General features: G+C 44.6%; 22 protein-coding genes and 5 pseudogenes. 19 read left to right on the top strand and 8 right to left on the bottom strand.

The window, feature by feature from the left end; all coding sequences use genetic code 11:
• Window positions 1-27 precede the first annotated feature (27 nt).
• The 3 genes from ACTWJ7_RS26910 to ACTWJ7_RS26900 all read right to left on the bottom strand — a co-directional run bounded on the left by ACTWJ7_RS26910 (window position 28) and on the right by ACTWJ7_RS26900 (window position 5458).
• Window positions 28-1710 carry an ABC transporter substrate-binding protein gene (locus tag ACTWJ7_RS26910; protein ID WP_301881750.1) on the bottom strand — a complete coding sequence of 561 codons (1683 nt, stop codon included), beginning with the start codon at window positions 1708-1710 and terminating at the stop codon, window positions 28-30.
• A gap of 103 nt (window positions 1711-1813) precedes the next feature.
• The gene (locus ACTWJ7_RS26905; RefSeq protein WP_301881749.1) at window positions 1814-3424 is read right to left on the bottom strand and encodes a response regulator transcription factor; all 1611 of its coding nucleotides are present in this window, start codon (window positions 3422-3424) and stop codon (window positions 1814-1816) included.
• A 231-nt stretch (window positions 3425-3655) separates the two neighbouring features.
• A complete protein-coding gene (locus ACTWJ7_RS26900; protein WP_301881748.1) occupies window positions 3656-5458 on the bottom strand; it encodes a sensor histidine kinase in 1803 nt (600 codons plus the stop codon).
• Window positions 5459-5734: 276 nt separating this feature from the next.
• Between ACTWJ7_RS26900 and ACTWJ7_RS26895 the strand changes: the two genes are divergently transcribed.
• Together ACTWJ7_RS26895 and ACTWJ7_RS26890 are read left to right on the top strand one after the other, a co-directional pair.
• Entirely contained in the window at window positions 5735-6592 is an 858-nt protein-coding gene (locus tag ACTWJ7_RS26895; protein ID WP_443146425.1) for an ABC transporter permease, read from the top strand.
• Between the two features lie 16 nt (window positions 6593-6608).
• Window positions 6609-7481, top strand: a complete 873-nt coding sequence (locus tag ACTWJ7_RS26890) for a carbohydrate ABC transporter permease (protein ID WP_301881747.1) — start codon at window positions 6609-6611, stop codon at window positions 7479-7481.
• Between the two features lie 329 nt (window positions 7482-7810).
• Here ACTWJ7_RS26890 and ACTWJ7_RS26885 read toward each other — a convergent pair.
• Window positions 7811-8214 (bottom strand): annotated as a pseudogene (locus ACTWJ7_RS26885) (VOC family protein).
• A gap of 521 nt (window positions 8215-8735) precedes the next feature.
• Complete coding sequence (locus tag ACTWJ7_RS26880; RefSeq protein WP_053780276.1) at window positions 8736-9323, bottom strand: NAD(P)H oxidoreductase; 588 nt, start codon at window positions 9321-9323, stop codon at window positions 8736-8738.
• A gap of 212 nt (window positions 9324-9535) precedes the next feature.
• On the opposite strand from ACTWJ7_RS26880, the gene ACTWJ7_RS26875 reads away from it, so the two are divergent.
• The 6 genes and pseudogenes from ACTWJ7_RS26875 (at window position 9536) to ACTWJ7_RS26850 (ending at window position 13661) form a co-directional block, all read left to right on the top strand.
• On the top strand, window positions 9536-9925 hold the full coding sequence (locus ACTWJ7_RS26875; protein WP_079346536.1) for a winged helix-turn-helix transcriptional regulator: 390 nt from the start codon (window positions 9536-9538) through the stop codon (window positions 9923-9925).
• A 771-nt stretch (window positions 9926-10696) separates the two neighbouring features.
• Window positions 10697-11560: a DUF4085 family protein gene (locus tag ACTWJ7_RS26870; RefSeq protein ID WP_079346532.1), complete on the top strand. Its 864-nt coding sequence runs from the start codon at window positions 10697-10699 to the stop codon at window positions 11558-11560.
• A 41-nt stretch (window positions 11561-11601) separates the two neighbouring features.
• A pseudogene (locus ACTWJ7_RS26865) lies at window positions 11602-11917 on the top strand (oxidoreductase).
• 62 nt (window positions 11918-11979) lie between these two features.
• Window positions 11980-12453, top strand: coding sequence for an NUDIX domain-containing protein (locus tag ACTWJ7_RS26860; RefSeq protein WP_079346530.1), 474 nt, complete (start codon window positions 11980-11982; stop codon window positions 12451-12453).
• Window positions 12454-12486: 33 nt separating this feature from the next.
• Window positions 12487-12762 carry a hypothetical protein gene (locus ACTWJ7_RS26855; RefSeq protein WP_079346528.1) on the top strand — a complete coding sequence of 92 codons (276 nt, stop codon included), beginning with the start codon at window positions 12487-12489 and terminating at the stop codon, window positions 12760-12762.
• Between the two features lie 35 nt (window positions 12763-12797).
• The gene (locus ACTWJ7_RS26850) at window positions 12798-13661 is read left to right on the top strand and encodes an imm11 family protein (protein WP_079346526.1); all 864 of its coding nucleotides are present in this window, start codon (window positions 12798-12800) and stop codon (window positions 13659-13661) included.
• A gap of 236 nt (window positions 13662-13897) precedes the next feature.
• Here the strand turns inward: ACTWJ7_RS26850 and ACTWJ7_RS26845 are convergent, their stop codons facing one another.
• Window positions 13898-14179 carry a hypothetical protein gene (locus tag ACTWJ7_RS26845; protein ID WP_079346524.1) on the bottom strand — a complete coding sequence of 94 codons (282 nt, stop codon included), beginning with the start codon at window positions 14177-14179 and terminating at the stop codon, window positions 13898-13900.
• Window positions 14180-14511: 332 nt separating this feature from the next.
• Between ACTWJ7_RS26845 and ACTWJ7_RS26840 the strand changes: the two genes are divergently transcribed.
• The 7 genes and pseudogenes from ACTWJ7_RS26840 to ACTWJ7_RS26810 all read left to right on the top strand — a co-directional run bounded on the left by ACTWJ7_RS26840 (window position 14512) and on the right by ACTWJ7_RS26810 (window position 20209).
• On the top strand, window positions 14512-15387 hold the full coding sequence (locus tag ACTWJ7_RS26840) for an HAD-IIIA family hydrolase (RefSeq protein ID WP_443146023.1): 876 nt from the start codon (window positions 14512-14514) through the stop codon (window positions 15385-15387).
• 8 nt (window positions 15388-15395) lie between these two features.
• Window positions 15396-15929, top strand: coding sequence for a hypothetical protein (locus ACTWJ7_RS26835; protein ID WP_443146022.1), 534 nt, complete (start codon window positions 15396-15398; stop codon window positions 15927-15929).
• 71 nt (window positions 15930-16000) lie between these two features.
• Window positions 16001-16564, top strand: coding sequence for a MepB family protein (locus ACTWJ7_RS26830; protein ID WP_094937650.1), 564 nt, complete (start codon window positions 16001-16003; stop codon window positions 16562-16564).
• Between the two features lie 260 nt (window positions 16565-16824).
• Window positions 16825-17241: a MerR family transcriptional regulator gene (locus tag ACTWJ7_RS26825; RefSeq protein WP_024628148.1), complete on the top strand. Its 417-nt coding sequence runs from the start codon at window positions 16825-16827 to the stop codon at window positions 17239-17241.
• Between the two features lie 25 nt (window positions 17242-17266).
• Window positions 17267-18237, top strand: a pseudogene (locus tag ACTWJ7_RS26820) (aldo/keto reductase).
• 408 nt (window positions 18238-18645) lie between these two features.
• The gene (locus tag ACTWJ7_RS26815) at window positions 18646-19029 is read left to right on the top strand and encodes a hypothetical protein (RefSeq protein WP_301881739.1); all 384 of its coding nucleotides are present in this window, start codon (window positions 18646-18648) and stop codon (window positions 19027-19029) included.
• Between the two features lie 139 nt (window positions 19030-19168).
• Complete coding sequence (locus ACTWJ7_RS26810; protein ID WP_024628151.1) at window positions 19169-20209, top strand: hypothetical protein; 1041 nt, start codon at window positions 19169-19171, stop codon at window positions 20207-20209.
• 146 nt (window positions 20210-20355) lie between these two features.
• Here ACTWJ7_RS26810 and ACTWJ7_RS26805 read toward each other — a convergent pair whose 3' ends face one another.
• Both ACTWJ7_RS26805 and ACTWJ7_RS26800 read right to left on the bottom strand, forming a co-directional pair.
• Window positions 20356-20784: a hypothetical protein gene (locus tag ACTWJ7_RS26805; RefSeq protein ID WP_301881736.1), complete on the bottom strand. Its 429-nt coding sequence runs from the start codon at window positions 20782-20784 to the stop codon at window positions 20356-20358.
• Window positions 20785-21387: 603 nt separating this feature from the next.
• A complete protein-coding gene (locus tag ACTWJ7_RS26800) occupies window positions 21388-22356 on the bottom strand; it encodes a cation diffusion facilitator family transporter (RefSeq protein ID WP_301881733.1) in 969 nt (322 codons plus the stop codon).
• 314 nt (window positions 22357-22670) lie between these two features.
• On the opposite strand from ACTWJ7_RS26800, the pseudogene ACTWJ7_RS26795 reads away from it, so the two are divergent.
• The 4 genes and pseudogenes from ACTWJ7_RS26795 (at window position 22671) to ACTWJ7_RS26780 (ending at window position 26583) form a co-directional block, all read left to right on the top strand.
• Window positions 22671-23347, top strand: a pseudogene (locus ACTWJ7_RS26795) (response regulator transcription factor).
• A pseudogene (locus ACTWJ7_RS26790) lies at window positions 23344-24718 on the top strand (ATP-binding protein). Before ACTWJ7_RS26795 ends, ACTWJ7_RS26790 begins: the two co-directional pseudogenes overlap by 4 nt.
• A gap of 66 nt (window positions 24719-24784) precedes the next feature.
• On the top strand, window positions 24785-25909 hold the full coding sequence (locus tag ACTWJ7_RS26785; protein WP_301881730.1) for an ABC transporter permease: 1125 nt from the start codon (window positions 24785-24787) through the stop codon (window positions 25907-25909).
• On the top strand, window positions 25906-26583 hold the full coding sequence (locus ACTWJ7_RS26780) for an ABC transporter ATP-binding protein (protein ID WP_301881729.1): 678 nt from the start codon (window positions 25906-25908) through the stop codon (window positions 26581-26583). The genes ACTWJ7_RS26785 and ACTWJ7_RS26780 overlap by 4 nt, the downstream gene beginning before the upstream one ends.
• Window positions 26584-26599 lie beyond the last annotated feature (16 nt).

Below are 26599 nucleotides of genomic sequence, written 5' to 3'. Positions count from 1 at the left end.
AATCTCTACTTTTCCAAAATCCAAATCTTACTTCGCACTTACCGATTTAAACCAGTCATTCACTTCTTGCGTGATCTGATCACCGCCATTGGATTTCCAGTTGGCGACAAATTGGTCAAAGGCATCAACCGGCAGTTGGCCGTAGATGATTTTGTTGAAGGTTTCCATCTCAGACTGGCGGAGCAGGTTCCATTTGGAGACCATGGTTGGCGTTGCAGCGCCAGTAAAGTAGTTTTGTTTACGGATGTCGATCTGAGACATAACGACTTTACCTGCATACCAGTTTTCCGGTTTACGGAATTCGGCCATTTGTTTCTCGTAAGGTGTTTCAGGCTTCTCGCCGTTGGCCAGCTTCACGAGTGTTTTCATGTACAGATCCGGGATACGTGCTGGACCGGTCAGGAACGGGAATTCGTTGGAGAAGTCTTTGATCTTCTCTTTGTCACTGGTCGGTTGTCCGTCAATGATATCCCAGTCGTAACCTTTGGCGAAGCCGTATTCATACTCACTGCCCGCAGCCGGGTTAGCCAGGTTATCGAGCAAGTAGTTGTAGTACAGGAAGATGGCTTCTGGATGCTTCGCATCCTTGTTGATCATGATACTTGCGTTGACACCAGAGTTCTGCCACTTCGTACCGATCTTGCCGTCTGGGCCAGCTGGAACAGGGTAAGCTTTATATTTTGAGCCAGGTACGTTCTTCAGCAGGTCAGGTGCAGGCCAGTCGGGTACCCAGTTTGCGCCAGGCAGAATGCCTGCTTGGCCCTTCGTCCAGCTTTCAGCAGATTTACCTTCGTCCCACAGGGCGGAGTCGGCGTGGATATAACCTTTGTTCATCCATTCAGCCAGCTTGGCAAGTGCTTGTTTCGCACCCGGGTTAACGGAGCCGTACTCCAGATTGCCGTTTGCGTCTTTGTTCCATTGCTCCTCGATTGTGCCGTATGCCCCGAACAACCAGTCGAGTTGGCCCATCCAGGTGTTGGTGTTATTTTTCAGCGAGATCGCCAGCGGGAATACTTTGTCTGGAGACAGACCGTCCGGGTTCTCGTTTTTGAATTTGTCCATGATGTTCTCAAGGTCTGCGATGGTTTTGGGAGCTTCCAGGTTCAGCTTCTCCATCCAATCCTCGCGGAGCCAGAGCAGCGTATCGTCGTTATCGGTGTACTCCATGATCGGCATGTTGTATTTCTTGCCGTCCTTGGTGAACGGATACCATAGCTCAGGATGTGCTGCTGCGTGATCTTTCAGGGTCTGGCTTGCGTACTTGTCGAACAACTCATCGATCGCGATGAATTGACCGGAGTCGATCAACTGATTGGTCAATACCGCATTGGTGGGTACGGTTACAAAATCAGGCAACTTCTCGCCAGAGGCGATAGCCAGTTGAAGCTTTTGTCTGTATTGATCGTCATTGGCCGGATACCAGGTATCTTTATGCTTCATACCCAGCGTTTCCAGCATCCAGCGATCGTGAACGTTATTTTCTTTGGTATCCCCTTGCACGTATTTCTTCGGCATCAATACCGAACTGAATTCGATGGGTGGGTCGTATTTTCCTTTAGCAAAAGCAGCTTCTGCTTCAGCTGAACCGACGGTCGCCGGTGTATCATCTTTGGTACCATTGTCACTGGCTGTATCGCCACTGCCGCACGCAGTGATCGTGATGAGCGCGATAACCATGAGCAGTGACCACCATGTTTTGAATTTGATCATTGTTCAATCCCCTACGATGTATGATCTTTACAAGTGTAACTGTACCAATTTGGACGGGAGGGCATCTATATGAGTTTGTTAGTTTCGATAGGACTCTATTATGTTATTTATGCTGGTCTCGGTACTCTTGCGGCGTGACGCCGAACTGGCGCTTGAACACTTTGATAAAGTAAGCCGGGTCCATATATCCAATCTCCATGCTGATTTCATATACTTTTTTGGTGGTCGTAACGAGCTTGTGACAGGCCCGATCCATGCGCAGGCGCGAGATATAATCACTGATGCCTTCGCCCGTTTCGATCTTATAAATCTTGGACAAATGAGTCGGATGCAGATTAACATGGTCGGCCAGTACACGCAAAGAAACATCCAGATGCAGGTTCTTATCCGTAAAATCCTGAATCTTCTTCACATATTCGGAACGGATGTCCTTGATCTCGTTGGACGTGCCTTCCTTGAGTTTGCCAAGCACACTGAGCGACCATTTGCGCAGTTTACTGATGGTGGTAAAAGCTTCTCCGCTCTGCAACCACTCGATATCGTCTCCCATTAAATTGGCCAAAGTCAGCCTGTTCCGGTGTGCGAGATTGGTGAACGAAGCCGTAATTAGAAAACCAGCCTCCATACAATGCTCCCACGATTCCGACCATTTCTCATCCAGCTCCGCACAGACGGCTAGTATTTTTTCTTCTGCCGTATCCCATTGACCACTCTCTAACAGATGAATGAAAGTGGGTGGGGTATACAGGACATCCAGCGGACCTTGTGCCGACGGAGTCTCCACGTCGCTGACCCGCATGACGAATTCACGCTCGTCGCCGACAATTTGCCGGAAATAAGCGGAGGCTTGCCGAAAACGATCATATAGCTGATCTGGAAACGCGAACCACTCGGTGATGACGATGGAGAGGGACCCCTTCAGGAACTGCTTAACTTTGGACTGAAGCTGTACGGAAAGCTTCTCCAGTATGGTTTCTTTGCCAATGTCCGTATCGTTCTCTTTCAGTTGAAGCAGAAATACCAGATATCCATGCTCCTCCTTCACGCCCCACACTTCCATAAACTCACCCATAATCTCTTCCGCCATATTGATGACCGCATATTCAAGCAAGGTTTGATCGTTGTTGTCATATTGTCCGAATTCTTCTTCCATACGTACAAGCATTAATGCACAATCCCCGGCGTAGAAGGGCAGATCGTAATTCGCAAGTTTACGTGCCCATTCGCTGGAGGCAATTCGATGTCCTTGCAAAGCTTCAAGGAGCAGTCGACCCCGCAAATGCGGCAGATTCTCCCGCAGGGTAAACTGGGTTCGTTTCAGTGAGCTTACGAGTTCCCATTCGGTGTTTAATTGATCGATGGCCTTCTGAACGGCACCCATCAATTCATCGTCTGTTGGCGGTTTCAGCAAGTAATCAACGGCCTCGAACTGGATGGCTTTTTTGGCGTAATCAAATTCGGAATGTCCGGATAAAAGAATGCATTTTATTTTTTTGTCACGGACTCTGATCCGTTCGATCAGTTCAATACCAGTCATTTCAGGCATTTGAATATCCGAGATCACAATATCTATAGGGTGGGTATCGATTAGTTGAAGTGCTTCGTGCGCCGAGTATGCTTTGTGCACCTGTTCGATCCCCAGCGTATGCCAGGGCTTGGTCATGGAAAGGTTATCTACCCAGTGTGCTTCATCGTCTACGATGATCATTTGCATGTTGTATTGTCTCCTTAGTGGTTGAACGCAGACATCTGTACACTTGCCACTTCGATGACAGAATAACCTTCCGATCGCTGTTACCCCCGGATTTATTGAATGAATTTTATAATGTGTAAATCTGGTGATAAAGGCGAGCACTCCGTTTCTTCAGGTTTTTTCTGTCCTCTGCGTTATCGTGTACGTGATCTTGTTCAAAATTAAATCGTCAATTTATTGTTTGTATTAACTTTAACTCTTAGAAACATCTTCTCGCTCGGTATCCTCTTTCGGTATCTCCCAGATCATTTCGGTTCGGAATCCGCCGAGAGGGGAGGGACCGAATAGAAGGTAGGATTGATTGCCGAACAGGTGCATGATTCGCTGATTCGTGTTCCAGAGGCCGCAGCCCATTTCCTCCTGCAGCGGCTGCTGCATTTTCAGATTCAACGCCTCCAACTGATCCGGGTTCAAGCCGGGTCCGTCGTCATCGATGTAAATTTTGCAGAACCCGTTCGAGCTCTCGCCAGTAATTCGAATTTCACCGGATGAATACGACTTCGCCACGCCATGAATGACCGAATTTTCCACAATCGGTTGCAGCATTAATCGTGGTACGGACTGGGCGAGCATATCCTCAGGGATGTCGATGTGATATTCGATTCGTCCATTACGCAGCTTCTGGATGTCCAAATAGTTGACGAGCAGATTGATTTCTTCTTTTAGAGAAGATGTCTCTCGCTCCACTCGTGTCGTATAACGATAGTAGGCACTTAGGTTATGGGCCATGGAAACAACGGCTTGCTCGTCTTTCATCTGGGCCATGTTGATGATATAGCCAAGACAGTTATATAGAAAATGCGGATTGATCTGCGCCTGAAGTTGCTTCAGCGTAGCTTCCTTGGCTCTGATTTTTTCCTGGAACACGTTCTCGATCAGGTCTTGAATCTGATGTGACATATCATTGAATCGATGGAACAAAAACGAGAACTCATTCTGGTTCTTGCTATGCAGACGTACGGAATAATCTCCGCGCTGTACGCGGCGTAAGCCCTGGATCAGCTTTTTGATCGGATATTGAATGTTTCTATATAACAGGATCGAAGCGGAAATGCCCACCACAAACAGCAGAATCATAAAGAGATAGAACAAGTTCCGACTGAGCGAGATCGGCTGTAGAATCTGATAGAGTGGAACCACATCGACCAAATGCCAATCCAGATAGGAGGATTTCACCGAGCTAACCAGATACTTTTTCCCGTTCAGCTTGACGACATCCTGTGTGGTGTCCTCGGACGAGTGTTCATCCAGATAACGAATGAGTTCCTCGGATAGTTGCTTGTCTGCACTGCGGTTCAGAATGGGTGAATTTCCTTTGTGATAAAAGAAGGGATCACCTTGCCCACCTTCCTTATACGAATCCAGCATGTTCTGAATGTTCTCATAACTGAAGCTGGCTTCAATCACCAGATTGCTTCCCGTCAACATGCCCGGCTGGGCCAAGGAATCCGTAAAGAACCAGTAAAAAGATTGCATATCCTCTTTGGACTCGGAACCATCACCATACGTCCATTGTCCGCTCATATTTCTTTTCAGGTAATTCTCATCATACCCTGTTGTTCTATTGTAGTTGGCAATCACATCTTGGTTCTGCTGTGAATGCACCGCATATCGGGTAGGCCATATATCGGTAACCCCGGATTGCAGCATCAGCTTTTCTTGAATGACATAACGGGTCTGCATCTTGTCATAACGATCATTCCAAATGTTCAAGCCATTGAATGCTCTGACATTGGGATCTCTGGAGAGAATAAGACTGAAATCCATCATCTGATTGATGCGGGAATCGATCTGACTGGATAAAAACGTGAGCTGCTTCGTATTGGAAACCTGTAGCTCTTTGCTTACAACATCATAAGTGACGTTGTTCGAGTAGGTATACATGATAATAATGGGGATGAACAGGACCACAATTAAACAGTTTATTTTGGCAAACAGACTAAACCGGGATCTGGATGTTCTTCCAAATGATATAAAGCGCTTCCATATATTCATAAAGTGTCTCCTTCAAATTCTTATGTTAACAACCTCTTCAGATGATATTCCTAACAAAACACTATCAAGCCTAACAATGTTATATAGTCAGACCTGAGAAATGCCTGATACTATTTATATCAGAGATCCCCATTACACACAAAAACTTTTTTTTGGGAACAGGAGCGCGCTATGGAGGCTAATATGGAAGCTAACCGGGTACCTCAAGCGGACATTGGGAGCAAGCCGAACAGAAAAACAAAAAAACGCTATAAACAACCATGGATTCTGCACTTGATGGTGTTGCCGGCGGCTATTATGGTCTTTATTTTTTCATACATTCCGATGTCCGGGATTTTGATGGCATTTCAAGATTATAAACCTGCACTTGGTTTTTTCGATTCCGAATGGGTCGGGCTGAAGCATTTCAGATACATGTGGGAAAATGATTACTTCCTGCAAATTACGTGGAATACGCTGTTTTTTGCCTGTTCCAAGATCGTCATGAACCTGATCATTCCGTTTATCTTCGCCTTATTACTCAATGAGGTACGGAAGATGGCGCTGAAAAGAACGATTCAAACGCTTGTGTATCTACCACACTTTCTGTCATGGGTAACGTTATCAGGCATTCTGATCGACATTCTGGCCCAGACAGGGATCGTCAATCAGTTCCTGGTCTCGGTATTCGGTATCAAGCCGATCTTCTTCCTGGGGGATGGCAGCTGGTTCCGATTCACGATTATTGCGAGTGATGTCTGGAAGGAGTTTGGATTCAACACGATCATCTTCCTCGCGGCACTGTCCGGCATTAACCCGTCACTGTATGAAGCGGCTGAAGTGGATGGGGCGGGACGCTGGAAGCAAACGATGTATATTACCATCCCGGCACTTATTCCGATTGGGATCGTCATTGCAACGCTGGCACTGGGTAATGTGCTCAACGCCAACTTTGACCAGATCTTTAACTTATACAGTCCATTGATTTACCAGCAAGGGGATATTATCGATACGTTTGTGTATAGAGAAGGTCTGCTAAGTGGACAGTTCAGTTTCGCTACCGCCGTGAATCTGTTCAAATCGGTCATTAGTTTGATCCTGATTGTGATCTCCTACCGACTGGCTTACCGATTCGCCGGATACCGAATTTTCTAGAAAGGATGACGAACTCATGTATCATAAAACGATGCCTTACCGCATATTCAGCATAATCAACAATGTGTTACTGACCATCCTTTCACTGCTCTGCTTGCTGCCATTGTATCACTTACTCATGGTATCGCTTAGCTCAACTGCACCTGCTAATGCTGGACTCGTTACGTTCTGGCCGATTGGTTTTACACTGGAGGCGTATGCGAAAACATTCGCTAACAGCAATTTCCTTTCCTCCCTGTGGGTGTCCGTAGAGCGGACGGTACTGGGAACAGGGCTTGCGTTAATCGTCAATACGATTGCAGCATACGCGCTCTCCAAGGAGACGCGGGTGTTCCGTGCACGCAACATCTATCTATGGTATTTTGTCATCACGATGCTGTTCAGCGGTGGCCTCATTCCGGGGTATATCCTGATTCTGAAGCTGGGACTGATGAATACTTTGTTAGCATTGATCCTGCCGGGTTTGGTTGCGGTGTTCAACATCATTCTGCTGCTGAATTTCTTCCGTACCGTTCCCAAGGATCTGGAGGAAGCTGCATTTATTGATGGGGCAGGGCACTTTCAGACGTTTATCAAAATCTATCTGCCCGTCTCCGTACCCGTCATTGCAACCGTTTCTCTCTTCATGATGGTTGGACATTGGAACTCGTACTTTGACGGGATCATCTACATTCGTGATGCAGAAAAGCTGCCACTGGCGACATTCATGCAGACGATCATCGTTCAGGCGGATATGTCGAAGCTTGATCCGGAAGCTGTTGCGAACCTGTCCCAACGGACCATTCGGGCTTCGCAGATATTTATCAGTGCACTGCCGATCCTGCTGGTGTACCCGTTCCTGCAACGGTACTTTGTAACCGGGATCGTGGTTGGGGCTGTGAAGGAGTAGTTGAATGTAGGGGTTAGAATAGGGTTGTGAAAAAGGAGTTGCTGAACTGGTGGAAGGCCAGGGAGGTGGCTTCTTTTTTGATGAAAAAATAACAATAAATGGGTGTCTTTACCCATCCCCTCAAAATGGTGGAATAAGAAACCTTCAAAACTCCATGCTCATATCCTACAATGCAAAACGAGCGCTTTTCTCTTATTCAAGAAAGGCGCTCGTTGATTGAAGACTTGATTTAAAGATAACTTTATTATATTAGAGGAATACGGCAATGAATATATTTTACGAATCGTTGCCACTCCCTGAATTGAGGCCTCACTCACTTTAAATGTCTGTCAACGCCTACCACTGAACCGTTTGATCGCTTCCTCGGTCACCGGCTCGAAGAGGTTAACGAGGTTGCCGTCGGGATCACGGAATAGCACAGAACGATTCCCCACGGCATCGTGGTTGGTTCCTGTACCCAATCAGCGACAAACGGCTTCAAGCGCGCGTATTCGGCTTCGACATCGTCGACGCGGAACTCGATGATGACAGTATGATTGTTGGCTGCCACTACGGAACCAGCGCCGAATAGTTGCGCTGTCTGAGAGTGGCCGATTGCCAGGGTGCATGATGGCACAACGAGTTCGGCAAAAACGGGTGCGGGGCGCTCAGCAGTAACACCCATGACTTTCTCATAGAACTCGACGAGACGATCCACGTCGTCGGTAATGATGCGTACAGAAGCGAAATTCACAAAATATCATCCTTCCTATAATAAATAATACAATACATCATTTTGGACCAGAACCAGTGAAGCTTCCGTAAGGGGCAAAGTAGCTGTAGCAAATAGCCAAGCATCAAACAGCCCATTAGAAGGCCTAATTTGCGGGTTGACCGATGTTCGCTAGTTGTTGGTCTAATGACCATCCTTCCACGCCTAGTTGCGGCTCAATTGATGCATAGAGTGTCCCCAGCCGATGCAATTCATACTTCGCATTTATCTCTCGCTCCTTTACGTTTACTTACTCCGATTATAAAAAACGCTACTGACAACGGTATGTCAGTAGCGTTTTAATATCTTTTTGGCTTCCTCACGAATCCAATTTCGGTACGGTCTGTGGCTACGAAGAAGAAAGGGTATAGCATGTTCTGTCATCGCCAGAGGTTAACGTGCTGGTAAACGTGATTTATTTTCGCAAAGAGGCATGAAGATATAGAATTTGAAACGGATCATCAGACTTTATATCAGGAATATCATTGAGCGCCATAATACCGTTATAATGTCGAAGTATCTTTGCCATAATTCAGTCCCAACTGATACGCCTGCTTCAACAATGTCTCGTAATGCTCAGGCTTCGCATCCAGCGTTTCATATAAAAATTCAACGCTCGACTGGGGCACGCCACAGTAATTGGCAATACCCACATTGAGCAAATTAGTGATCGACTCATCATAGTTGCGCTTTTGCATCTGTTCCTCCGTCACGCCCGCAAGAGCAATCCACAATATCTGCTGATGATGAAGTTTGTTCGAGCCGTAGGCAAACCCGTTGTTCAGGACACGATCCACATAGCCTTTCAGCATGGCTGGCAGATGCCACCACCAGAGAGGAAACACAAAAGCGACAGCATCGTGCTTCTTCAATCGCTCCATCTCCGTATCAATCTCAGGGGAGAACACCTGATGTTCTTCGGTAAAGTCAGGTTCATCCATGCCTCGGAGAATCGGGTCGAAGCCAATCTCATGCAAATCCAATATCTCATAACCGTGACCAGCCTCGGCCAGACCCTGCACGAAACGATCGGTAACCTGAAAGGTCAGGGAATCTTTTCTCGAATGCGACACAACGACTAATACGTTCATAATTGCATTTCACTACCTTTCTCAATAGCAGTCTTGTAGCCATGGCTTCATCGCTGATGCTATTATAAACAGGAATGAAAACATCTGGAAGTACGCACTTTGATGTTCTATAGGAAGAATGAAGTGCCATAGGAACATGAATGTACCCTGAATTGATCCACTGAAATAGGGTTTAAATAGTGGAACGAAAAGAAGCGGAGAAGGAGGGATGAATGTTGACGGAACATGGACAAACGGGCTCTCCCAAGAAATATAGAGTAGGCGTGGAGGTGGCTTTGGAAGTGATGGGTGGAAAGTGGAAGCCTTTGATTATTTATCATTTGATGACAGGGCGGAAACGTACTTCAGAATTGCGGCGGTTAATACCGGACATTACGCAGAAAATGCTGACAACACAGCTCAGAGGTCTGGAAAAAGATGAGATTGTACAGCGAAAGGTATATTCGGAGGTTCCCCCTAAAGTGGAATATGAGTTAACGACTTACGGCTGGGGGTTAAAACCTGCCCTGGACCATTTGTGTTATTGGGGAGAGGAACATCTTGAAAAGGTTCACGGGGATAAATCTAAAGTTTTGGAGGAATTTGACTCTCCAGAGCGTTGAAGAGAGGGGGGAAGATAGGGTATCTGGACGAGAGCTAGCCTGTCCAGTTAAATCATGAACATAGCGATTACCCATGGATGACGTTTGACGAAGCGAAATTGCCGGAAGCGATGATATTTTGCATTTTGTTGAAAAGCATTTTGCCAAGAAGACTCCTTCCAAATGGCTGCGGATTGAGGAAATTTGAATAGGAGGAATATCTTATCACATATTCGACGACTTACCCAAGAGCTGTACTGAATTTAATATGCATGCTAGCCATTGAAGTTATTTTTTTCAGAAATGTTATATTCGACGAAAATGGTATTCTGAAGTATTTCCTGATCGTTATATTGATCTTTATTCTAGGTAATATCATTTTTCTGATTCGGCGTTTGTTTTTTACCAAACCCAGCATTACGCTGGAAAGCGATCATGTAATTTCTACAAAACATCGGAAATATGATGCATCCCAGATTGAGTGTATTTATGTAAATTACAAACGGATAGGTTTTAAACTCTATGGAAAACGGTTAGTGCCGATGGATTTATGCTTTTATTTCCAAAGAAATCAGGAGACCGAAGGATTAGAGGAGTTACATGCATGGGCAGCACGGAATCATAAAGATATGAAACACAAGTTCTTTCAAACCTTAGCTTAGAATTGTACTTTTATTGCATTGAGACCATCTTGTCATGAGGGCATAATGCTGTTCACTTTTTCCAGTTCCCTTACATCAGTGAGCGGTGAATTTAAAGGTCTAATTCAGAATATCAACAGGAGAGATGCTCATGAAATATTTAACAAAAGAATGGTACGAAACGTGTCAGCAGATGGGTCTTCATTTTGGCTTAAGAGTACATAGCGGAGCTTGCAAATGGAACGAAGCTCTTTTCCAACGGCTGTATAAACGCAAGGAAAAAGAGCATGTAAAGCAGGAGCGCGGGATTTATGATCTGGACCCTCGTTTTATGCTGGAGCATGATGGTCAGGTCATGACTCGTGTAGAGAAAGCTTTTAGCGGGGAAGAGGTAACGGAAGAGGATCAGATGGTATACCACATGCCACCGGAAGAGAGAGCACATATTGAGAAGCTTATTGCGGAGTATGATGTCCGCCCACCTTTTGACGCGAAGAAATGCAAAGAAGAGTACAAAGAAGCGATGAAGTGGAATTTTGAGCATCAGACGGAGCGTTTGCCAAAGGAAATCCTGGAACAAATTGCAGATATCCGTGTGTTTACGCTGGGGTATTGCACAAGAGAAGTATTGAGACAATTAAAGAAAAAGAGCGCAGAAAATACGAAAGAGATGGAACGCGTATCGAAAGAATACAGGGAAGCTGTTGTGGCACAGGATATTCCAGGTGAAATACATAGCCGGGTTCAATTTCATGATTGTACAGTGACGGAACTGCTGACAGGAGAGGAATTTGTCATTCGTTTTGACACCCATGGAGGTTTCACCAATATAAATAAACTTACGCTCGTTAAACCCGAAATCATCAAGCAAGAGGGAGAGATTGTGGGCAGTTACTGGCTGTATCAAGAATTATATCGGATAGATCAGGGGTATGAGCTACACGTTCTTTTTGGAGGGGAACCTATGCCTGAACTGATTGTTCGCTGTGAAGATATTCTCGCTGATGAAGAGTGAGACAGAACCTAAGAGGCTGAGTATGGGGGAATGTAGTGAATATCAGTACCATAAAAATCAAATTAGCTTGAAGATACGATGAGTTCGATCGTGAACAAGACGGTAATAAAAACACGAAATTTGCTGACATCATTATTGATGGTAAATCGCTCTATCAAAGTTTGAAATAAGCCACATGAATCCATGTATTATAGATATCCGATTTTAGTTTGTCCTTGGTGTGGAGATGAAGAATGTGGATTTATCTCTGTGAAAATTGATAGAGAAGATGATGTTGTGATCTGGAGAGATTTTGTATTGAATGATAAAAAATTAGATGTAGGTCCGTTTTATTTTCATTGGGAACATTATAAATAAGCCATTGAAAACACTTTTGGTACGGCAGGGGTTCAGTAACTAAAAAAGGAGGTCCATTCTACATGGGTATGTCTAACTATTATAAAAATCTTAGGGATAAGATCGGTAACCAGCTTATTTTTATGCCGGGTGTGGCTGGGGTTATTCGAAATGAACAAGGAGAAATTTTGTTCGGCCGTAAACACAATGAAACCAACTGGGGCTTAATCGCTGGAGCAATCGAGCTTGGAGAAACACCTGCTCAAGCGATTGTAAGAGAGGTATTGGAAGAGACAGGACTTATCATAGAACCGGAGAAAGTAATAGGGATTTATGGCGGCGAGGAGCAACGGTTTACATATAGTAACGGTCACCAAGTCGAATATTTAACCATTGTATTTGAATGCAGCATCAAGTCTGGACAACTAACACCCGATAATGAAGAGATGAAGGATCTGCAATTTTTCCCCGAGCAGGGGCTTCCACCTATTTCAAACAAGTATCCAGATTATATTTTTAGTTCCAACCAAGAGGAAAGAGCGCATTTTATTAAATAATCAATGAATCTATATGGGAGGAAATCAGAAGGTATGGATATTGAATGGAATACCAGCACATTTGGTTATTTATCCATTCCGGTGTCTGTCGTGGGTATTGTGTTGTACTTCTTTCCCGATATTTTATATAAATGTTTTGTTCTGATGAGATATAGGGGAATAAAACCAAATGAGGGATTTGAGGATATCCTGCCAAACGGTCAGATCTCTAAGTCTATAGAAGTTATCTTAAAAGTACTAGGAAGCATCATGATGATATTAGGAATCATATGGTTTTGGTTAGAGTTTTATCGTTTTTGGTTTGTTTAGCAAGAGTACTTATCTTACAAGCAGGAGTGAAATGAATGAAAGCATGGTTGTTAGATTACTATCCACCGAATAATACGATTGAGTTTAGCGATTCGGTGAAATTGGATCAAGTATACGAGGCATTAGGCTGTAATAAGCCTATTATTCAGGAATGGTCTGCACCTAGCGTAGAGTTTAATGATGTGGGCAAGCCAGCCGATATTTTAAACAGATACACGGGAGCGCTTGTCATCAGTAGGAAAATGAAAGAACTATTGGAAATGAACCAGATCGAACATATCGAGTTTTTGCCACTCTCAACGGCTACTGAAGAGGAATATTATATTTTACACGTGCTGAGTGTTATCGATTGTATAGATCCGGAAAACTCGAAAGTAAGAACTTATTATGACGACATTCCTCAGTTTGATGAGTATTCACTCGTTTTAGATCAAAAAGCATTGCAAGGACAACACATATTCAGAATAAAGCTTCCAAGTGAGGACAGAGAGTTATCTTACATATACGTTTCAGATTTTTTGAGAGAAATATTAAGTCAATCCATCGTGGGTTATCAATTAGTTGAGATCTGGGATTCTGAATTTTCCTGGAAAGCCAAAGAAGAGAAGCATGAGCAGATGAGTCGAGAAATTGATCGCTCCCTGCTAGAAGTGTTTGATTTTGATAAAGCCAAGAAGTTCGCTCGCAAAAATAAAGGCCATATGGTGTACTCCGGTAAGTGGGCGATCAAGGCAGATAAGGAAAAGCGAATTTGGTTAGGGAACCTTCAATTGGATGGGAGCTACTCATGGATCAACCCCATCTATTATCCTCCCATTTTGTTGGAACTTCAGTGGGGAATTCCAGAAAGAAGTAAAACGATGTTTAGCCGTTTGAAAGAGAGTATAGGCTTTAAGTAACAAAATAATGGAGGCCCACCTAAGATAATAGTTATCGGGGAGGCCTCCATTATTAATTATATCTTCGTTAATTAAAGGATTTAAATAACCTTACTCATTCGTAATATTTATCGTTTCATCGGTTATGGTCTTACCGTCACTCCCCAATGCTTGAACATTCATGTGGTGATGCACAGACTTACCCGTAATATTCCACGTTATTTTCCAACCATCGTTCTCATTGGTATCGTATCCGATCAGTTCTCTTTCTCCCCAAGTATCTGTCCTGTTGGAACGCTCCAGAAAAGAAGGGTTTCCGCATTGGTCGCCTCTACTGTGACATTTAACTCTGTGCTATCTGTAGGAATTACAATCCAACCATCTTTTTTGGGAAAGTTAGTCTCAACATTCGTAATTATGGGCAGAGCTTCATTTCTTAGGACAACTTCAGTGTCGTGATTTTCAGCAGGAACTTCTGAAGCACAGGCTGTGAGAAGAAGGAAGAGCAGAAGAATCGGGAAAAATGCTCTATTTGTCATGATTATTACCTCTTTCTATATAGTGGTATTCACAAATCCTTCAGAGTAATTCCGTCGCACTTGGTTTGACAATACGTTTTATGCATGTAAACATAACAGTTAATCAATTACAGTTTAATTGTGGTTCTTATCTTTGCTGCAATAATACGTTATGCCATAGATTCATCTAAAACTTCGAAAAAGCTGGATATATTAATCAAAGAAGTACATTATCTGAAAACTGAAATTAAAACAGCAACACCATAAGCAGCAAGATGATAGCAAGCATATTATCGATGAGAAAGTATAGATGAACGACACGACTTGAAATTTTTCTAAGAAAGGAACAGACCATGATGAAACCACAGGGGAACGTACAAGCTGTTTTTATAGACAGAGATGGAACAATCGGTGGTACAGGTCATTTTATTCATCCGAGAGATTTCAGATTATACCCAAATGCTCAAGAAGCATTTATGCGTTTGAAACGAGAAGGAATTATGGTACTGGCTTTTACTAATCAATACCGAATCTCACGTGGAGAAGCAAGTGTTGAGGATTTTGAAGAGCAATTTCGCGAGTACGGATTCGATCACTCCTATATATGTCCGCATGAGCAAGAATGCAGCTGCAGAAAGCCTAAACCCGGAATGTTATTACAGGCCTCAGAGGAACACGGTCTGGATTTATCCAAATGCATAGTTATTGGAGATGTAGGAGATACAGACATGCTTGCTGCCCATGCCGTAGGTGCGACAAAGATCATGGTAAGAACAGGCTGGGGAGAATCTTCATTAACCAAATTCAGAGACAAATGGACGGAGACCGAACCTGATTATATCGCAGAAGATATTTGGAATGCAGTACAATGGATCATTCATGGAAGGGAACTATATGAGGAGAACCATATGCTAATCAATCCAACGATTAATGAGATCAATAACTTATTCAAGATGCATCATATTAACGAAGAAATAACTAAAATTAAAAGTTTGTCAGGTACCACAGCTGGACGTGTTTATCGGTTGAGTACCAATCTGAATAAGCATTATATTCTGAAATCAGATGAACCCGAACAGATTCACATCGCCCAGCAGTTTTTGGATACCTATAAGAATTCTTCGTTATTGCCTGAAGTTTTGTTGACTGATCGGGACAACACTTATCTAATTTACTCCTATATAGAAGGCACAACCCATTTCAATCGGGGACAGAAAGAGACTGGTTAACTCGTCTGGTGAAAGACCTGTTCAATACATATGTGCGTTCTTCAGAACCGAAATCATGGGGCAGAATAGAATTCCCACAGAAGACATGGAAAGAATTCAATCAGATTAGTATTCATGAAGCAAAGATGAATATCGGAAGTATTTTAACGACAGATGATTATAATCTGGTTCAGTCCAAAGTGGATCGTCTCTTTCATGAGCAAGAAGAGAAGTTTCTTTTGCATGGCGATACGGGGGTTCATAATTTTGTATATGCTCAAAATGAACTCATCGGCGTCATTGACCCATCTCCAATGGTTGGACCTATCCTCTATGATTTCTTGTATGCTTTTAGCTCCTCGCCGGATGATATCAATACCGAAACATTATTTGCTGCGTTCGAACTTCTGGAACAGGTGGAAATGGAAAAATCCAGATTGATAGAGGAAGCTCTGGTCCATCTATATTGCCGAATTGGGCTGAGTAACAAGCATCATCCTGATGATCTGCCTGAATACTTGAAGGCATGGCAGGAATGGAAGCGATTATGTCAGGAACTTTGAACTAGCAAACTTTTTACAGCTATCGCAAATGCCTTAGTTCAGACTATACAAGACAGGAGAGATATCACAAGTTGGATAACAAAAGTAGTTTGAATCGTCCGAATATTTGGACGACCCCAGATATATTTCATGGCGACTTACTTGCCAGTAAAGAACTCATCTATGACAGGTGTGGCTTTGTTTGCTCACAACCACATGAAGAAGCACAAAATGCTGAATACGGGGCGTATGTATTCACCTTAAATTCTCTCTCCATTCGATTTCGCGTCGCCAAAACCACACCAACCAAGATTGGACAATTTGTTACCCTGTGGCAGCGGAGTGAGGATAGATCGACACAGCCATATGATGTATCAGATCCAGCAGATATGTATGTCATTAGTACGCGCACAGGTAGCAACTTTGGTCAATTTGTATTTCCGAAGCATGTATTGTTACAGAGAGATATTGTATCGGATCAAGGCAAAGGTGGCAAGCGGGCTATACGTGTATATCCGCCTTGGGACAAGCCAACAAGTAAGCAGGCTCAAAAAACGCAACAGTGGCAACTGGAATACTTCATGGAAGTACCTTTTACCGAACCGTTGAACTGTGATCAGGCCCGGGTACTTTATGGCACCGAACAATTAAAGTAAGTGAAACAATTGCTCAGATTCTCCAAGTTCTTTTCCTCCGAATCCCAGCTTTTCACCGATCTTTTCAACATATCTCCTCTATTCGTTATTTCCCAGTACTGAAGCGTGTGTTATGTCCTCCATTTGTTAAAAATAGTGAACGTCAGTTCATTTAATTTTTTTTGAAATTTGTGCTTGCCTTAATGTGAACATTAAGCCTTAGGATGTAAAAGAACCGGCCAAATGCATCCAAAAATGAACATAAAGGAGGAGTCAGCATTATGGCTTTCTCGATAAAAGAAGCTTCGGAGCGGCTGGGTTGTCCTGCACATAAAATTCGTTACTACGAGAAGGAGGGACTGCTCCCTTACATTAGGCGGGATCAACATGGAAATCGGATGTTCGAGGAAGAACATTTGGATTGGATGAGACTAATGTCTTGTTTCCGGGCAACGGGTATGAAAGTATCTACACTGAAACATATGGTTAGTCTGGCACTGGACGGGGATTCAACCATTCCACAACGGAAAGCGATCCTTCACGAATATAAGGAAGAATTACATCGCCGCCAACTAGAAATTGCCGAAGCACTTGCAGCGGTAAATAACAAATTGACCATCTATGAAGACATAGAAACAGGAAAGCTTCCTTCAGAAAGCAAGCTGCTAGATCAAATGGAAAGCATCGGTAAGGACTAATATTAACGGATGGAGAGATGGAGAAATGAAACAAAGAGTGCTGGGAAATAGCGATATAGTCGTATCTTCGATTGGATTGGGAATTATGGGCATGTCTCCGGGGATGTACGGGGAAACCAATGATGAGGAGTCAATGAAAACCATCCATCACGCGCTGGAGATTGGCGTTACATTGCTAGATACAGCTGATGTGTATGGTAATGGTCATAATGAAGAACTACTGGGGAAAGCGCTGAAGGGACGTCGGGATCGGGCCATTATTGCTACCAAATTTGCGTATACCCCAAACTATGAGACGTTGAATGGTCATCCGGATTACGTGAAAAAGGCTGTAGAAGCAAGTCTTCGCAGGCTGGACACCGACTATATTGATCTGTACTACCAACACAGGGTAGATCCTCAGATTCCGATTGAAGAAACTGTTGGCGCAATGGCTGACTTGGTTAAGAGGGGAAAGTACGCTGCCTTGGCTTGTCGGAAGCATCGGCTTCCACTTTACGCCGTGCACACGCCGTTCATCCGATTTCTGCGTTGCAGAGCGAATATTCCCTGTGGAGCCGGGATATTGAGGACGAGATTCTACCGACTGCGAGAGAATTGAATATTACTCATATTGCATACAGTCCATTAAGTAGAGGGTTTATCTCAGGTGAGATACGTAAATTCGAAGATTTGGATGTTAATGATCTGCGCAGATATATGCCGAGGTTCCAAGGAGACAATTTCGCTAGAAATATAGAAGTTGTGGATAAAATCAAAGAGATCGCGATGGAGAAGAGTTGTACGCCTGCACAATTGGCTTTAGCTTGGACTATGGCTAATAACGCATTGCCGATTCCGGGAACGAAACGAATCAAATATTTGGAGGAAAACGCGAACGCTGCAACGATTGAACTGACACCTGATGACTTAGCTCGCATTGAAAAGGTAAGTCCCCAAAATGAGGTCCATGGAACACGATATATGAAAGAAATGATGACTCAGCTTAATGGGTAAAAATGTCCTTATAACTTATTATTAGTAGCGAAGTAGTTGCTCAGTAAAATACAAATATAGAATACAATAGAGACTCTCCTTTAGTGAAAGTCTCTATTTGTATTGATTCCCAATCGAGAGACACGATGTTGAAAGAGCGAGTGGATTCCATAGATCATATGAAGATGCTACGATGTTTGCGAGGGTGAGCTTCTATATTACAAACTTATTGAATGTTACTGTGGTTAACGGACAGGCAGGGGAGTCGAAAAGGCAAAAAAGGAAGTATGATTTAGTGTCATATCCTGTATAATTTAGAGAACAATCATGTTTGCATTTCTGTAGTGAATGAAGGATCTACGATTGGAAAATAAGGCATCCCTATTATGGGAGTGATTCTACTGCCACTTTGAATACTGGAGTGTGGTTATGATCGTATTAACGTCATCAATAGTATTTACCATCCTGATCCTAATCGTGATTCTCTTTCAAGTTGCTTTAGCGGTAGGTGTGCCGTGGGGCGAGTATGCCATGGGTGGGAAGTTTCCCGGGAAATACCCCCGATCCATGCGATTTGCCTGCTTGTTTCAGATCGCCATTCTAGCCTTTATCGCTCTAGTTGTCCTGAGTAAATCAGGTCTGATCTTGCCTGGATGGTCTACGTTTGCAGGTACGGCGATTTGGTTTATTGTTGCGTATTTGGTGCTAGGTACGATATTAAACCTCATTACAAGAAGCGTATGGGAACGAAGAATCTGGGCTCCCGTAACTTTGCTCCTACTTTTAACCAGTGTAATCATAGCCATCTCATAACAATGTGCCGAAATGAAATGCACGACCTTACAGCCCTGGCATTTATGCCAAAGGGCTCTTTAATAGTTGTGGGTCGTCATTTATACTAATGGGAGTTTAGCCCATACATAGAAAAGATCAACGGAGAGGAGAGGCCACGATGTCGCCTATCTACTACTACCTAGCAGCAGGTGTATTGGTTGTTGCAGCATATTTATTTTGGCGTAAACTCAGGATTTTTCGTCCAGCAGGAAGCCGCAAGAAGCACACGAAGATTACCTATAGACGAAAAAAAGTGCCTATGAATCTTGGACTTCGTGAAGAAGTCTCCTATGAGCAAACCGTTCAACAATTGGAAAAGAGCTTCAATAAGCATTTTGCCAATAAACTCAAGATCCGAATTCAACAGGAATATCCCCATATGAAAACGTTGGAGTATCGTTGGAAACTGCTGGAGCTGAAGCGGTACTTCATTATGGCTTCTTTGCTAAAGCAGGTGCCGATGTTCAGCGAAGAGGTAGACGAGCTATGGCATGAAATGTTGATGTTTACCAAGTCATATGCAGACTTTTGTGCGGAATTTATGGGTTCCACGGTACATCATGAGCCGACCGTTACCCGCCGCGAAACGCCAGGAGCAAGAGCCTGGTTTGACTGGGTGTATTGCCAATTATTTGAGTTCACTCCCTATAGCTCCGCGATCTGGGGTGATTTCTTCAGCTATCCGTTATCCAGTGATATGCAGAAGCTGATCGCGCATGGCAATCAATCTGAACTGGTGAACCAACTCTTTCATGCTAGACGCATGCAGGAGGATCCTGAAGCTGCGGGGGTTATTACCTACTTGATTGAACGACTACAAAGGTCAGCAAGCCTGAGCGAGGAAGAGCTATCTCTTGAAACTTCGGGTGGGAGCGATGTGGCTCTCATCATGGCTAGTGCCATGGTGTATCACTCTATGCATCACGAGCCGACATATGGAGTGCATATGGGGCGTCTGGAGCAGGAGATTCTTCCACAGGAAAAGGCCGCCTATGGTGCTTCGTCAAGCAGTGGTTGTACGAGCAGTTCCAGCTGTTATGCAGATCATTGTACTGACAGCAGTGGCTCCTCAGGAGATTCCGGATCATCCTCTGGGTCATCATCCGATTCTTCCTGCAGCTCATCCAGCTGCTCATCTTGTGGCGGTGGTGGAGATTAATGAAGGAGGGAAAGGCATGACCGAGAGATTTCATTTTAGATCAAGTAACCCAGGGGTATTACCTTTAAACAATCGGCGCCCACTTAATAAAAGATTGATTAGAGTGGGCGCCGATTATTAAATATGCTAACGTTAAATAACTCAAATTACTCGTTCGTAATATTTATCGTTTCGTCGGTGAGTGTCTTTCCATCACTCCCTAATGCTTGAACAACCAAGCGATGATGCAAAGACTTACCGGCAATATTCCACGTTACATTCCAACCATCTTTCGCGTTAATATCGTAACCAATCAGTTCTCGCTCTCCCCAAGTTTCCGTCCCCGTTGGAACAATCCAAAAAAGGAGTGTTTCTGCGTTGGTCGTCTCTACTGTGACATTTAATTCTGTACTTTTTGCAGGGACGACGACCCAACCTCCTTTCTCGGAAAAGTTAGTCTCAACACTCATGATTACAGGTGCAGTCTCATTTCTTGGGATAGTCTCCGTGTCCTGATTTTCAGCAGAATCTTCTGAAGCGCAGGCCGTGAGAAGAAGGAAGAAGAGAAGAAACGGATAGAATGCTTTTTTTGTCATGAACGTTACCTCATTCGATAAGTTTAATATAAGTAAGGAGTTGTTAACCTAAATGGATCTCTTTGGAGCTTTAATATTATTGTTTATATGTTTTTTTTGTATTTCTTATCATTGTAGTAGTTGTACGTTATGCCATAGATTCGTCAAAAACATCAATAAGACTTGAGTATCTGATCAAAGAAGTGCATGAGTTGAAAACTGAAATCAAAAAACAAAACAACAATAAACAAGATGAGAAAAAATTTATCATTGACGAGAGAATATAGATGTTAGTTATATATTCCTTTAATGATGATGACTTGTAGTCTATTGTTTTCCCTTAACTCCAGGTAGTTAAGAAGCAGAAGAAGCGTGATCAGGACAAGGATCACTGACAAAAACTTTTGGAATTTTCCCATGATCGATTTGACCTCCTCGTTATTATATTTGTCAGGTTAAGCGCAACAAAAAAAGCACTGTGCATTAACACGATGAATTCGAAAATGCCATCCTGTAATACATAACAACTGGAAGGAATTAAAGTTATAGACGAAATGAAAAAAAGGACTATTCCACTACCGGGAATCAGTCCTGTTTCAATTTACAGCCAACGGTCTCTAAATCTCAATGATGATGATGCGCATGAGCATCCGGTGTTTCACCTTTGACGGTGCATAATACCGAGGTGTCGTGCAGATGCTTTTCAGACTCTACCTGCAAGGTCACATGTTTGATTTCTTTATACTCCAGCAAATGCTCGATCTTCTGAACAAGCACCTCGGATGCATACACATCCATCGTTCCGTCCACCACAATATGTGCAGTCAGTGCATTCAGGTTGCTGGTGATGGACCAGACATGCACGTCGTGCACGCCTTTGACACCATCTACCTTCTGAATCGTTTGCACAAGGTCACTCACATCGACATTCGCGGGCGTTCCCTCCATCAAGATATGCAAGGATGATTTTGTGACGAAGAATCCACTGCGCAGGACCAGTACGGCAACAATGACACTCGCAAGTGGATCGGCCCATCCCCAACCGAAAAACATCATGAGCAAAGCCGCAGCAATGGCGCCAACCGATCCCAGCATATCGCTGATGACGTGGAGATAAGCTCCACGCATGTTCAGGTTTTTCTCGGTGTCACTACCGCGCATCATGATCCATGCCACCAGAATATTGATGAGCAAGCCAATGATGCTGATGATCAACATGCCGACCGTTGCGACTTCTGGCGGATGAATGAAGCGACCAATCGCTTCGTAAAAGATGTAGAGGGAGATAGCGATTAAGGTAACCCCATTTAACGTGGCTGCCAAAATCTCAAAGCGTCTGTACCCGTATGTTTTGCCTGTGTTCACCGCTTTTTCGCCAAAAGTGAACGCCAGCAAGGCAATCCCCAAAGCTATGGAATCAGACAACATATGACCTGCATCAGAGATGAGGGCCAAGCTGTTCGTCATGAATCCACCAACGGCTTCAACAATCATATAAACGGTAATAATAATGAAGGAAAACAATAGTACTTTCTTGTTATTGGTATGAGCATGATTGTGTCCATGGTCGTGATTGTGGTGATGTCCGGACATATGAAATCCTCTCCTTTGGAGCCGTGCTCCGGTATGTAATATAATTTCTTTTGTGACTAAAAGTGATCCTCGGCAATGATTAATCATTTATAAGTGAATATATGAGCAACCGTTCATATGTTATGTTTTTATTATAGGTGCGCTTAATAATAGTGTCAACCAGCTTTGAGAAAATATAAACATGACCGATGCACTCATTGCATGTTCGCTGGCGATTTACATTGCTTTTGTGCTACCATCTGTGCAGGATCAATATCGCGGTGGTTCCCACTACAAATTAGATGAATTTGAAACTAGAAGGGGCGGACAACGATATGAAGAATCTGCTTCTGGCGGACGATGATGCCAATATTAGAGCACTTCTCCGGCATGTTATGACCAAGGAAGGGTACCGGGTGCATGAAGCACAGGATGGAGTGGAAGCGGTCAAGGTGATGCAAGAAACGCCGATCGATCTGGCGATCCTGGATGTGATGATGCCAGGCATGGATGGACTGGAGTTATGTGATTTCATTCGCCAACATTATGACATTCCGATCATGCTGCTGACAGCACGGGATCAGCTATCCGACAAGCGGGATGGGTACTTAAGAGGTACGGATGAGTATGTGACAAAGCCGTTTGAACCCGAGGAACTGGTCTACCGGGTCAAAGCATTATTTCGCCGGTACCATCGCACGTCCAGTGACATCATTCGCATGAACCGCATCGTGATTGACCGGAACAATGTGGAGGTCTCCGATGGGCAATCGATTCTTTTTTGCCAATGAAGGAGTTCGAATTGCTCTCCCAGCTGGCTCAATTCCCAGGCCGTTTGTTCTCGCGTGATGAACTGATTCGGTTGGTCTGGGGAGCCGATTACGAAGGAGATGACCGTACCGTGGATGTGCATATCAAGCGGCTGCGTGACCGTTTTGCCGATTATGCGGATGATTTTGTCATTCAGACGGTACGGGGGATTGGTTATAAGATTGAGGTGAAAGCGCATTGAGATCACTGTACTTTCGGGTATTTCTGATTACGATCGCGGTGATTCTGGTCAGCGCCATGCTCGGTTTTCTTTTATCCAACATTTATTATCATGCGAAGCTGAAGTCTTTCAATGATGAGAAGCTGGTGAGCATCGCAATGCAAATGAAGCAGTTTGTGGAGCAAGAACCCGCTACGGTGGAGCATTATCTGAATAATGCCGCAGCGCTCGGTTACGAAATCTATGTGACGGATGGAAAAGGGAATGACCAATTCTATGGTCGTGAATTCCGCCAGAAGGATCTGGACAAGCAGGCTGTAGACCGGGTACTTGGTGGTGAGATTTACCACGGGGTTGCCGAGTTTCCTAGCAAACCGTTCATTACCGGGTTCTTTGATAATCAACTGAGCAATACCGTCGGTGTTCATCTGCAGATGGGCACTGCAAGTTATGCTCTGTTTATGCGTCCGGATGTCATTTTGCAATTCGGTGAACTGCGTATCTTTTTTGCGCTGATTGGCGCGTTTACGGTGGGCATTAGCATCCTGCTCTTTTTGATCAGTACCCGCTATCTCGTGAATCCGATTGAACGTCTGTCGGAGGCGACCAAGCGCATTGCCCAAGGAAACTATAATCTGAAATTACGTACCACGCGGCGCGACGAGATTGGACAGCTGGCCCAGCATTTCATGACCATGAGTCGTGAGTTGGAACGGGTAGATCAGGCACGTCAGCAGTTTGTATCCAATGTATCACATGAGATTCAGTCGCCTCTGACCTCCATTCAGGGATTTGCCCAATTGGTAGGGGATCGCGAACTGCCTGAACAAGAACGGGAGCACTATGCCTCCATTATTGAGGAAGAGAGTCGTCATCTGTCTTTGCTGAGTAAACAGTTGCTGCTGCTCTCCTCCCTTGAACAGGGCCATGAGGATTTGACGAAAGTGAAATTCTCTGCGGGATCAGTTCCGTCAAGCGGTTCAGGTGCTGCAATGGCAGCTGGAAGAAAAGGAGCTGCTGCTCCGAATTTCGGTACCCGAATCCATCCAGCTATATGGCAATGAAGTGCTGCTCATGCAGGTCTGGATGAATCTGTTGGGGAATGCCGTGAATCATCTTCCACAGGGGAGAAGCATCGAGATTCGTGCCGAGGAGATCAATGCCCAATGCATAATCCATATTCGGGATACAGGGGATGGGATTGCGGCGGAGCATTTGCCTTTCCTATTTGATCGTTTCTACCGGGTAGACCGTGCAAGAGAGCGTTCTTCCGGCCGAACCGGGCTTGGACTTGCCATTGTGCAGAAAATTATCCGCATCCATGACGGTACGATTGAGGTGTCCAGTTCAGCTGAAGGAACGGTCTTTACCGTGACGCTCCCGCAGATGTAATCTGTTATTCATTTGCCGTTCATTTTCGCCTCCTATACTTGGGTTATCAAGAGGAGGTCAGAGAATATGTACTTGGCTATTAGAGAGATGAGGTTTGCCAAAGGGCGGTATGCGTTAATTGCTACAATTATGGTGCTTGTTTCATTTCTGGTTTTATTTGTAACAGGTCTGGCACAGGGACTCGCGTATGACAACGCGGCTTCCATCAAAAATATGGCAGCAACCCATTTTGTTCTGGAGCAGGATTCGAATCATCGTTTTACCCGCTCCCAGGTCAATCAGGAACAACTGGAGCAGACACGCTCCGCTGTGGGGCAAGAGAATGCTGAGCCGCTGGGTGTGAAAATGACAACGGTCAGTCCAGCTGGTGAGACGAAGAAGATTGATGTAACGCTTTTCATGGTGAATCCTGAAGGCTGGCTCGCTCCAACCGTAACCGAAGGGTCTCCGATCACGGATCAGAAAGACGGGCAGGTTGTGGTGGATCAAAAGCTGTCTGAATCCGGCGTGACGATTGGAACGGTACTGGTTGACCAAGCCTCGGGAACGGAGTGGACCGTGGGTGGATTTGTTGAAAATGAGTCCTTTAGTCACTCACCGGTTGTGTTCCTGAACGAACAGGAATGGCTTGCTATTCAGGAAGGTTCCCGTACTTCGCAAGGAACAGCAGACTCCAATGCTCCTGTATACAATGCAATTGCCGTTAAGGATGCAGGTGAGAAGGTAGACAGCCTGAGTAGCGCTCTGCCGAATACGGAAGTAATTACGAAGTCTGACGCGGTATCGGCTATTCCTGGTTACAAAGAAGAGCAGGGATCACTGCTCATGATGATTGCCTTTTTATTTGTCATCTCGGCGTTTGTACTTGCGGTATTCTTCTACGTCATCACGATTCAGAAAACGAGTCAATTTGGCATTTTGAAAGCCATTGGGACGCGAAATTCGTATCTGGCTGGCAGTGTTTCATTGCAAGTATTGCTTCTGTCCGTCGGCAGTCTGGTGATCAGTGTTCTGCTGGTTCAGCTGTTTGAGTCCATCTTGCCAGCTTCAATGCCGTTTCAATTAAGCTTGTCCACACTGGCACTAACCTGCGTGTTATTCCTCATTATGTCTATGGCGGGTTCGTTATTCTCGGTGTGGAAGGTTACCAAAATTGATGCGCTTGATGCGATTGGGAGGACTGCAGCATGAAAAACCGACTGGTATTACAGGGAATTACACAGACCTTCGAAGATGGTGGGGTCAAACGGACGATATTGGATAAGCTGGATCTAGAGGTGGCCGAAGGAGAACTCGTCGCAGTGATGGGGCCTTCCGGCTCAGGCAAAAGTACATTTCTGTCCATCGCAGGGGCACTCCTTGAACCGACGGAAGGACAGGTTCTGCTGGATGGCGCATCGATTATGGGCAAAAACAAACAGGATATATCCGATGTGCGGCTTCAGCAGCTTGGATTTATTTTTCAAAGCGCCAACCTCATTCCATATCTGAAAGTGGAGGAACAACTGATGGTGGTTGCGAAGCTTGCCGGAACGGACAAAGCCAAAGCAGCGAAGCGAGTCGATGAGCTGCTGGATACGGTAGGTTTAACCCATCGGCGTAAGGCATATGTAGAGAAGCTGTCCGGCGGGGAACGCCAGCGGGTTGCCATTGCGAGAGCATTGATGAATGATCCAGCCGTATTGCTCGCGGATGAGCCGACAGCCAGCCTGGATGCGGAACGCGGCCTCGATATTGTTGGCATGATTGCACGGCTCGTGAAGGAGCAGGGCAAGTGTGCAGTTATGGTTACGCATGATGAGCGGATTTTGCCGCTATGTGATCGGGTTCTCTTTTTGGAAAATGGGAAACTGGTACACCATTAGCGCTCGGAGTGGCATG

The sequence above is a fragment of the Paenibacillus sp. 1A_MP2 genome (assembly GCF_052244825.1).
GTDB classification, from domain to species: domain Bacteria; phylum Bacillota; class Bacilli; order Paenibacillales; family Paenibacillaceae; genus Paenibacillus; species Paenibacillus vandeheii.
The sequence above is the reverse complement of the archived record's forward strand: the minus strand, read 5'-3'. Positions and strand labels throughout refer to the sequence as shown.

Coding starts and splice junctions, on each gene's coding strand:
- ACTWJ7_RS26845 (WP_079346524.1), bottom strand. CDS start 14,179: ATGACAAATAGAGCATTTTTCCCGATTCTTCTGCTCTTCCTTCTTCTC.
- ACTWJ7_RS26805 (WP_301881736.1), bottom strand. CDS start 20,784: ATGACAAAAAAAGCATTCTATCCGTTTCTTCTCTTCTTCCTTCTTCTC.
- ACTWJ7_RS26800 (WP_301881733.1), bottom strand. CDS start 22,356: ATGTCCGGACATCACCACAATCACGACCATGGACACAATCATGCTCAT.
- ACTWJ7_RS26815 (WP_301881739.1), top strand. CDS start 18,646: ATGATCGTATTAACGTCATCAATAGTATTTACCATCCTGATCCTAATC.
- ACTWJ7_RS26840 (WP_443146023.1), top strand. CDS start 14,512: ATGATGAAACCACAGGGGAACGTACAAGCTGTTTTTATAGACAGAGAT.
- ACTWJ7_RS26860 (WP_079346530.1), top strand. CDS start 11,980: ATGGGTATGTCTAACTATTATAAAAATCTTAGGGATAAGATCGGTAAC.
- ACTWJ7_RS26905 (WP_301881749.1), bottom strand. CDS start 3,424: ATGCAAATGATCATCGTAGACGATGAAGCACACTGGGTAGATAACCTT.
- ACTWJ7_RS26890 (WP_301881747.1), top strand. CDS start 6,609: ATGTATCATAAAACGATGCCTTACCGCATATTCAGCATAATCAACAAT.
- ACTWJ7_RS26900 (WP_301881748.1), bottom strand. CDS start 5,458: ATGAATATATGGAAGCGCTTTATATCATTTGGAAGAACATCCAGATCC.
- ACTWJ7_RS26880 (WP_053780276.1), bottom strand. CDS start 9,323: ATGAACGTATTAGTCGTTGTGTCGCATTCGAGAAAAGATTCCCTGACC.
- ACTWJ7_RS26810 (WP_024628151.1), top strand. CDS start 19,169: ATGTCGCCTATCTACTACTACCTAGCAGCAGGTGTATTGGTTGTTGCA.
- ACTWJ7_RS26910 (WP_301881750.1), bottom strand. CDS start 1,710: ATGATCAAATTCAAAACATGGTGGTCACTGCTCATGGTTATCGCGCTC.
- ACTWJ7_RS26825 (WP_024628148.1), top strand. CDS start 16,825: ATGGCTTTCTCGATAAAAGAAGCTTCGGAGCGGCTGGGTTGTCCTGCA.
- ACTWJ7_RS26785 (WP_301881730.1), top strand. CDS start 24,785: ATGTACTTGGCTATTAGAGAGATGAGGTTTGCCAAAGGGCGGTATGCG.
- ACTWJ7_RS26850 (WP_079346526.1), top strand. CDS start 12,798: ATGAAAGCATGGTTGTTAGATTACTATCCACCGAATAATACGATTGAG.
- ACTWJ7_RS26870 (WP_079346532.1), top strand. CDS start 10,697: ATGAAATATTTAACAAAAGAATGGTACGAAACGTGTCAGCAGATGGGT.
- ACTWJ7_RS26855 (WP_079346528.1), top strand. CDS start 12,487: ATGGATATTGAATGGAATACCAGCACATTTGGTTATTTATCCATTCCG.
- ACTWJ7_RS26895 (WP_443146425.1), top strand. CDS start 5,735: ATGGTGTTGCCGGCGGCTATTATGGTCTTTATTTTTTCATACATTCCG.
- ACTWJ7_RS26780 (WP_301881729.1), top strand. CDS start 25,906: ATGAAAAACCGACTGGTATTACAGGGAATTACACAGACCTTCGAAGAT.
- ACTWJ7_RS26875 (WP_079346536.1), top strand. CDS start 9,536: ATGTTGACGGAACATGGACAAACGGGCTCTCCCAAGAAATATAGAGTA.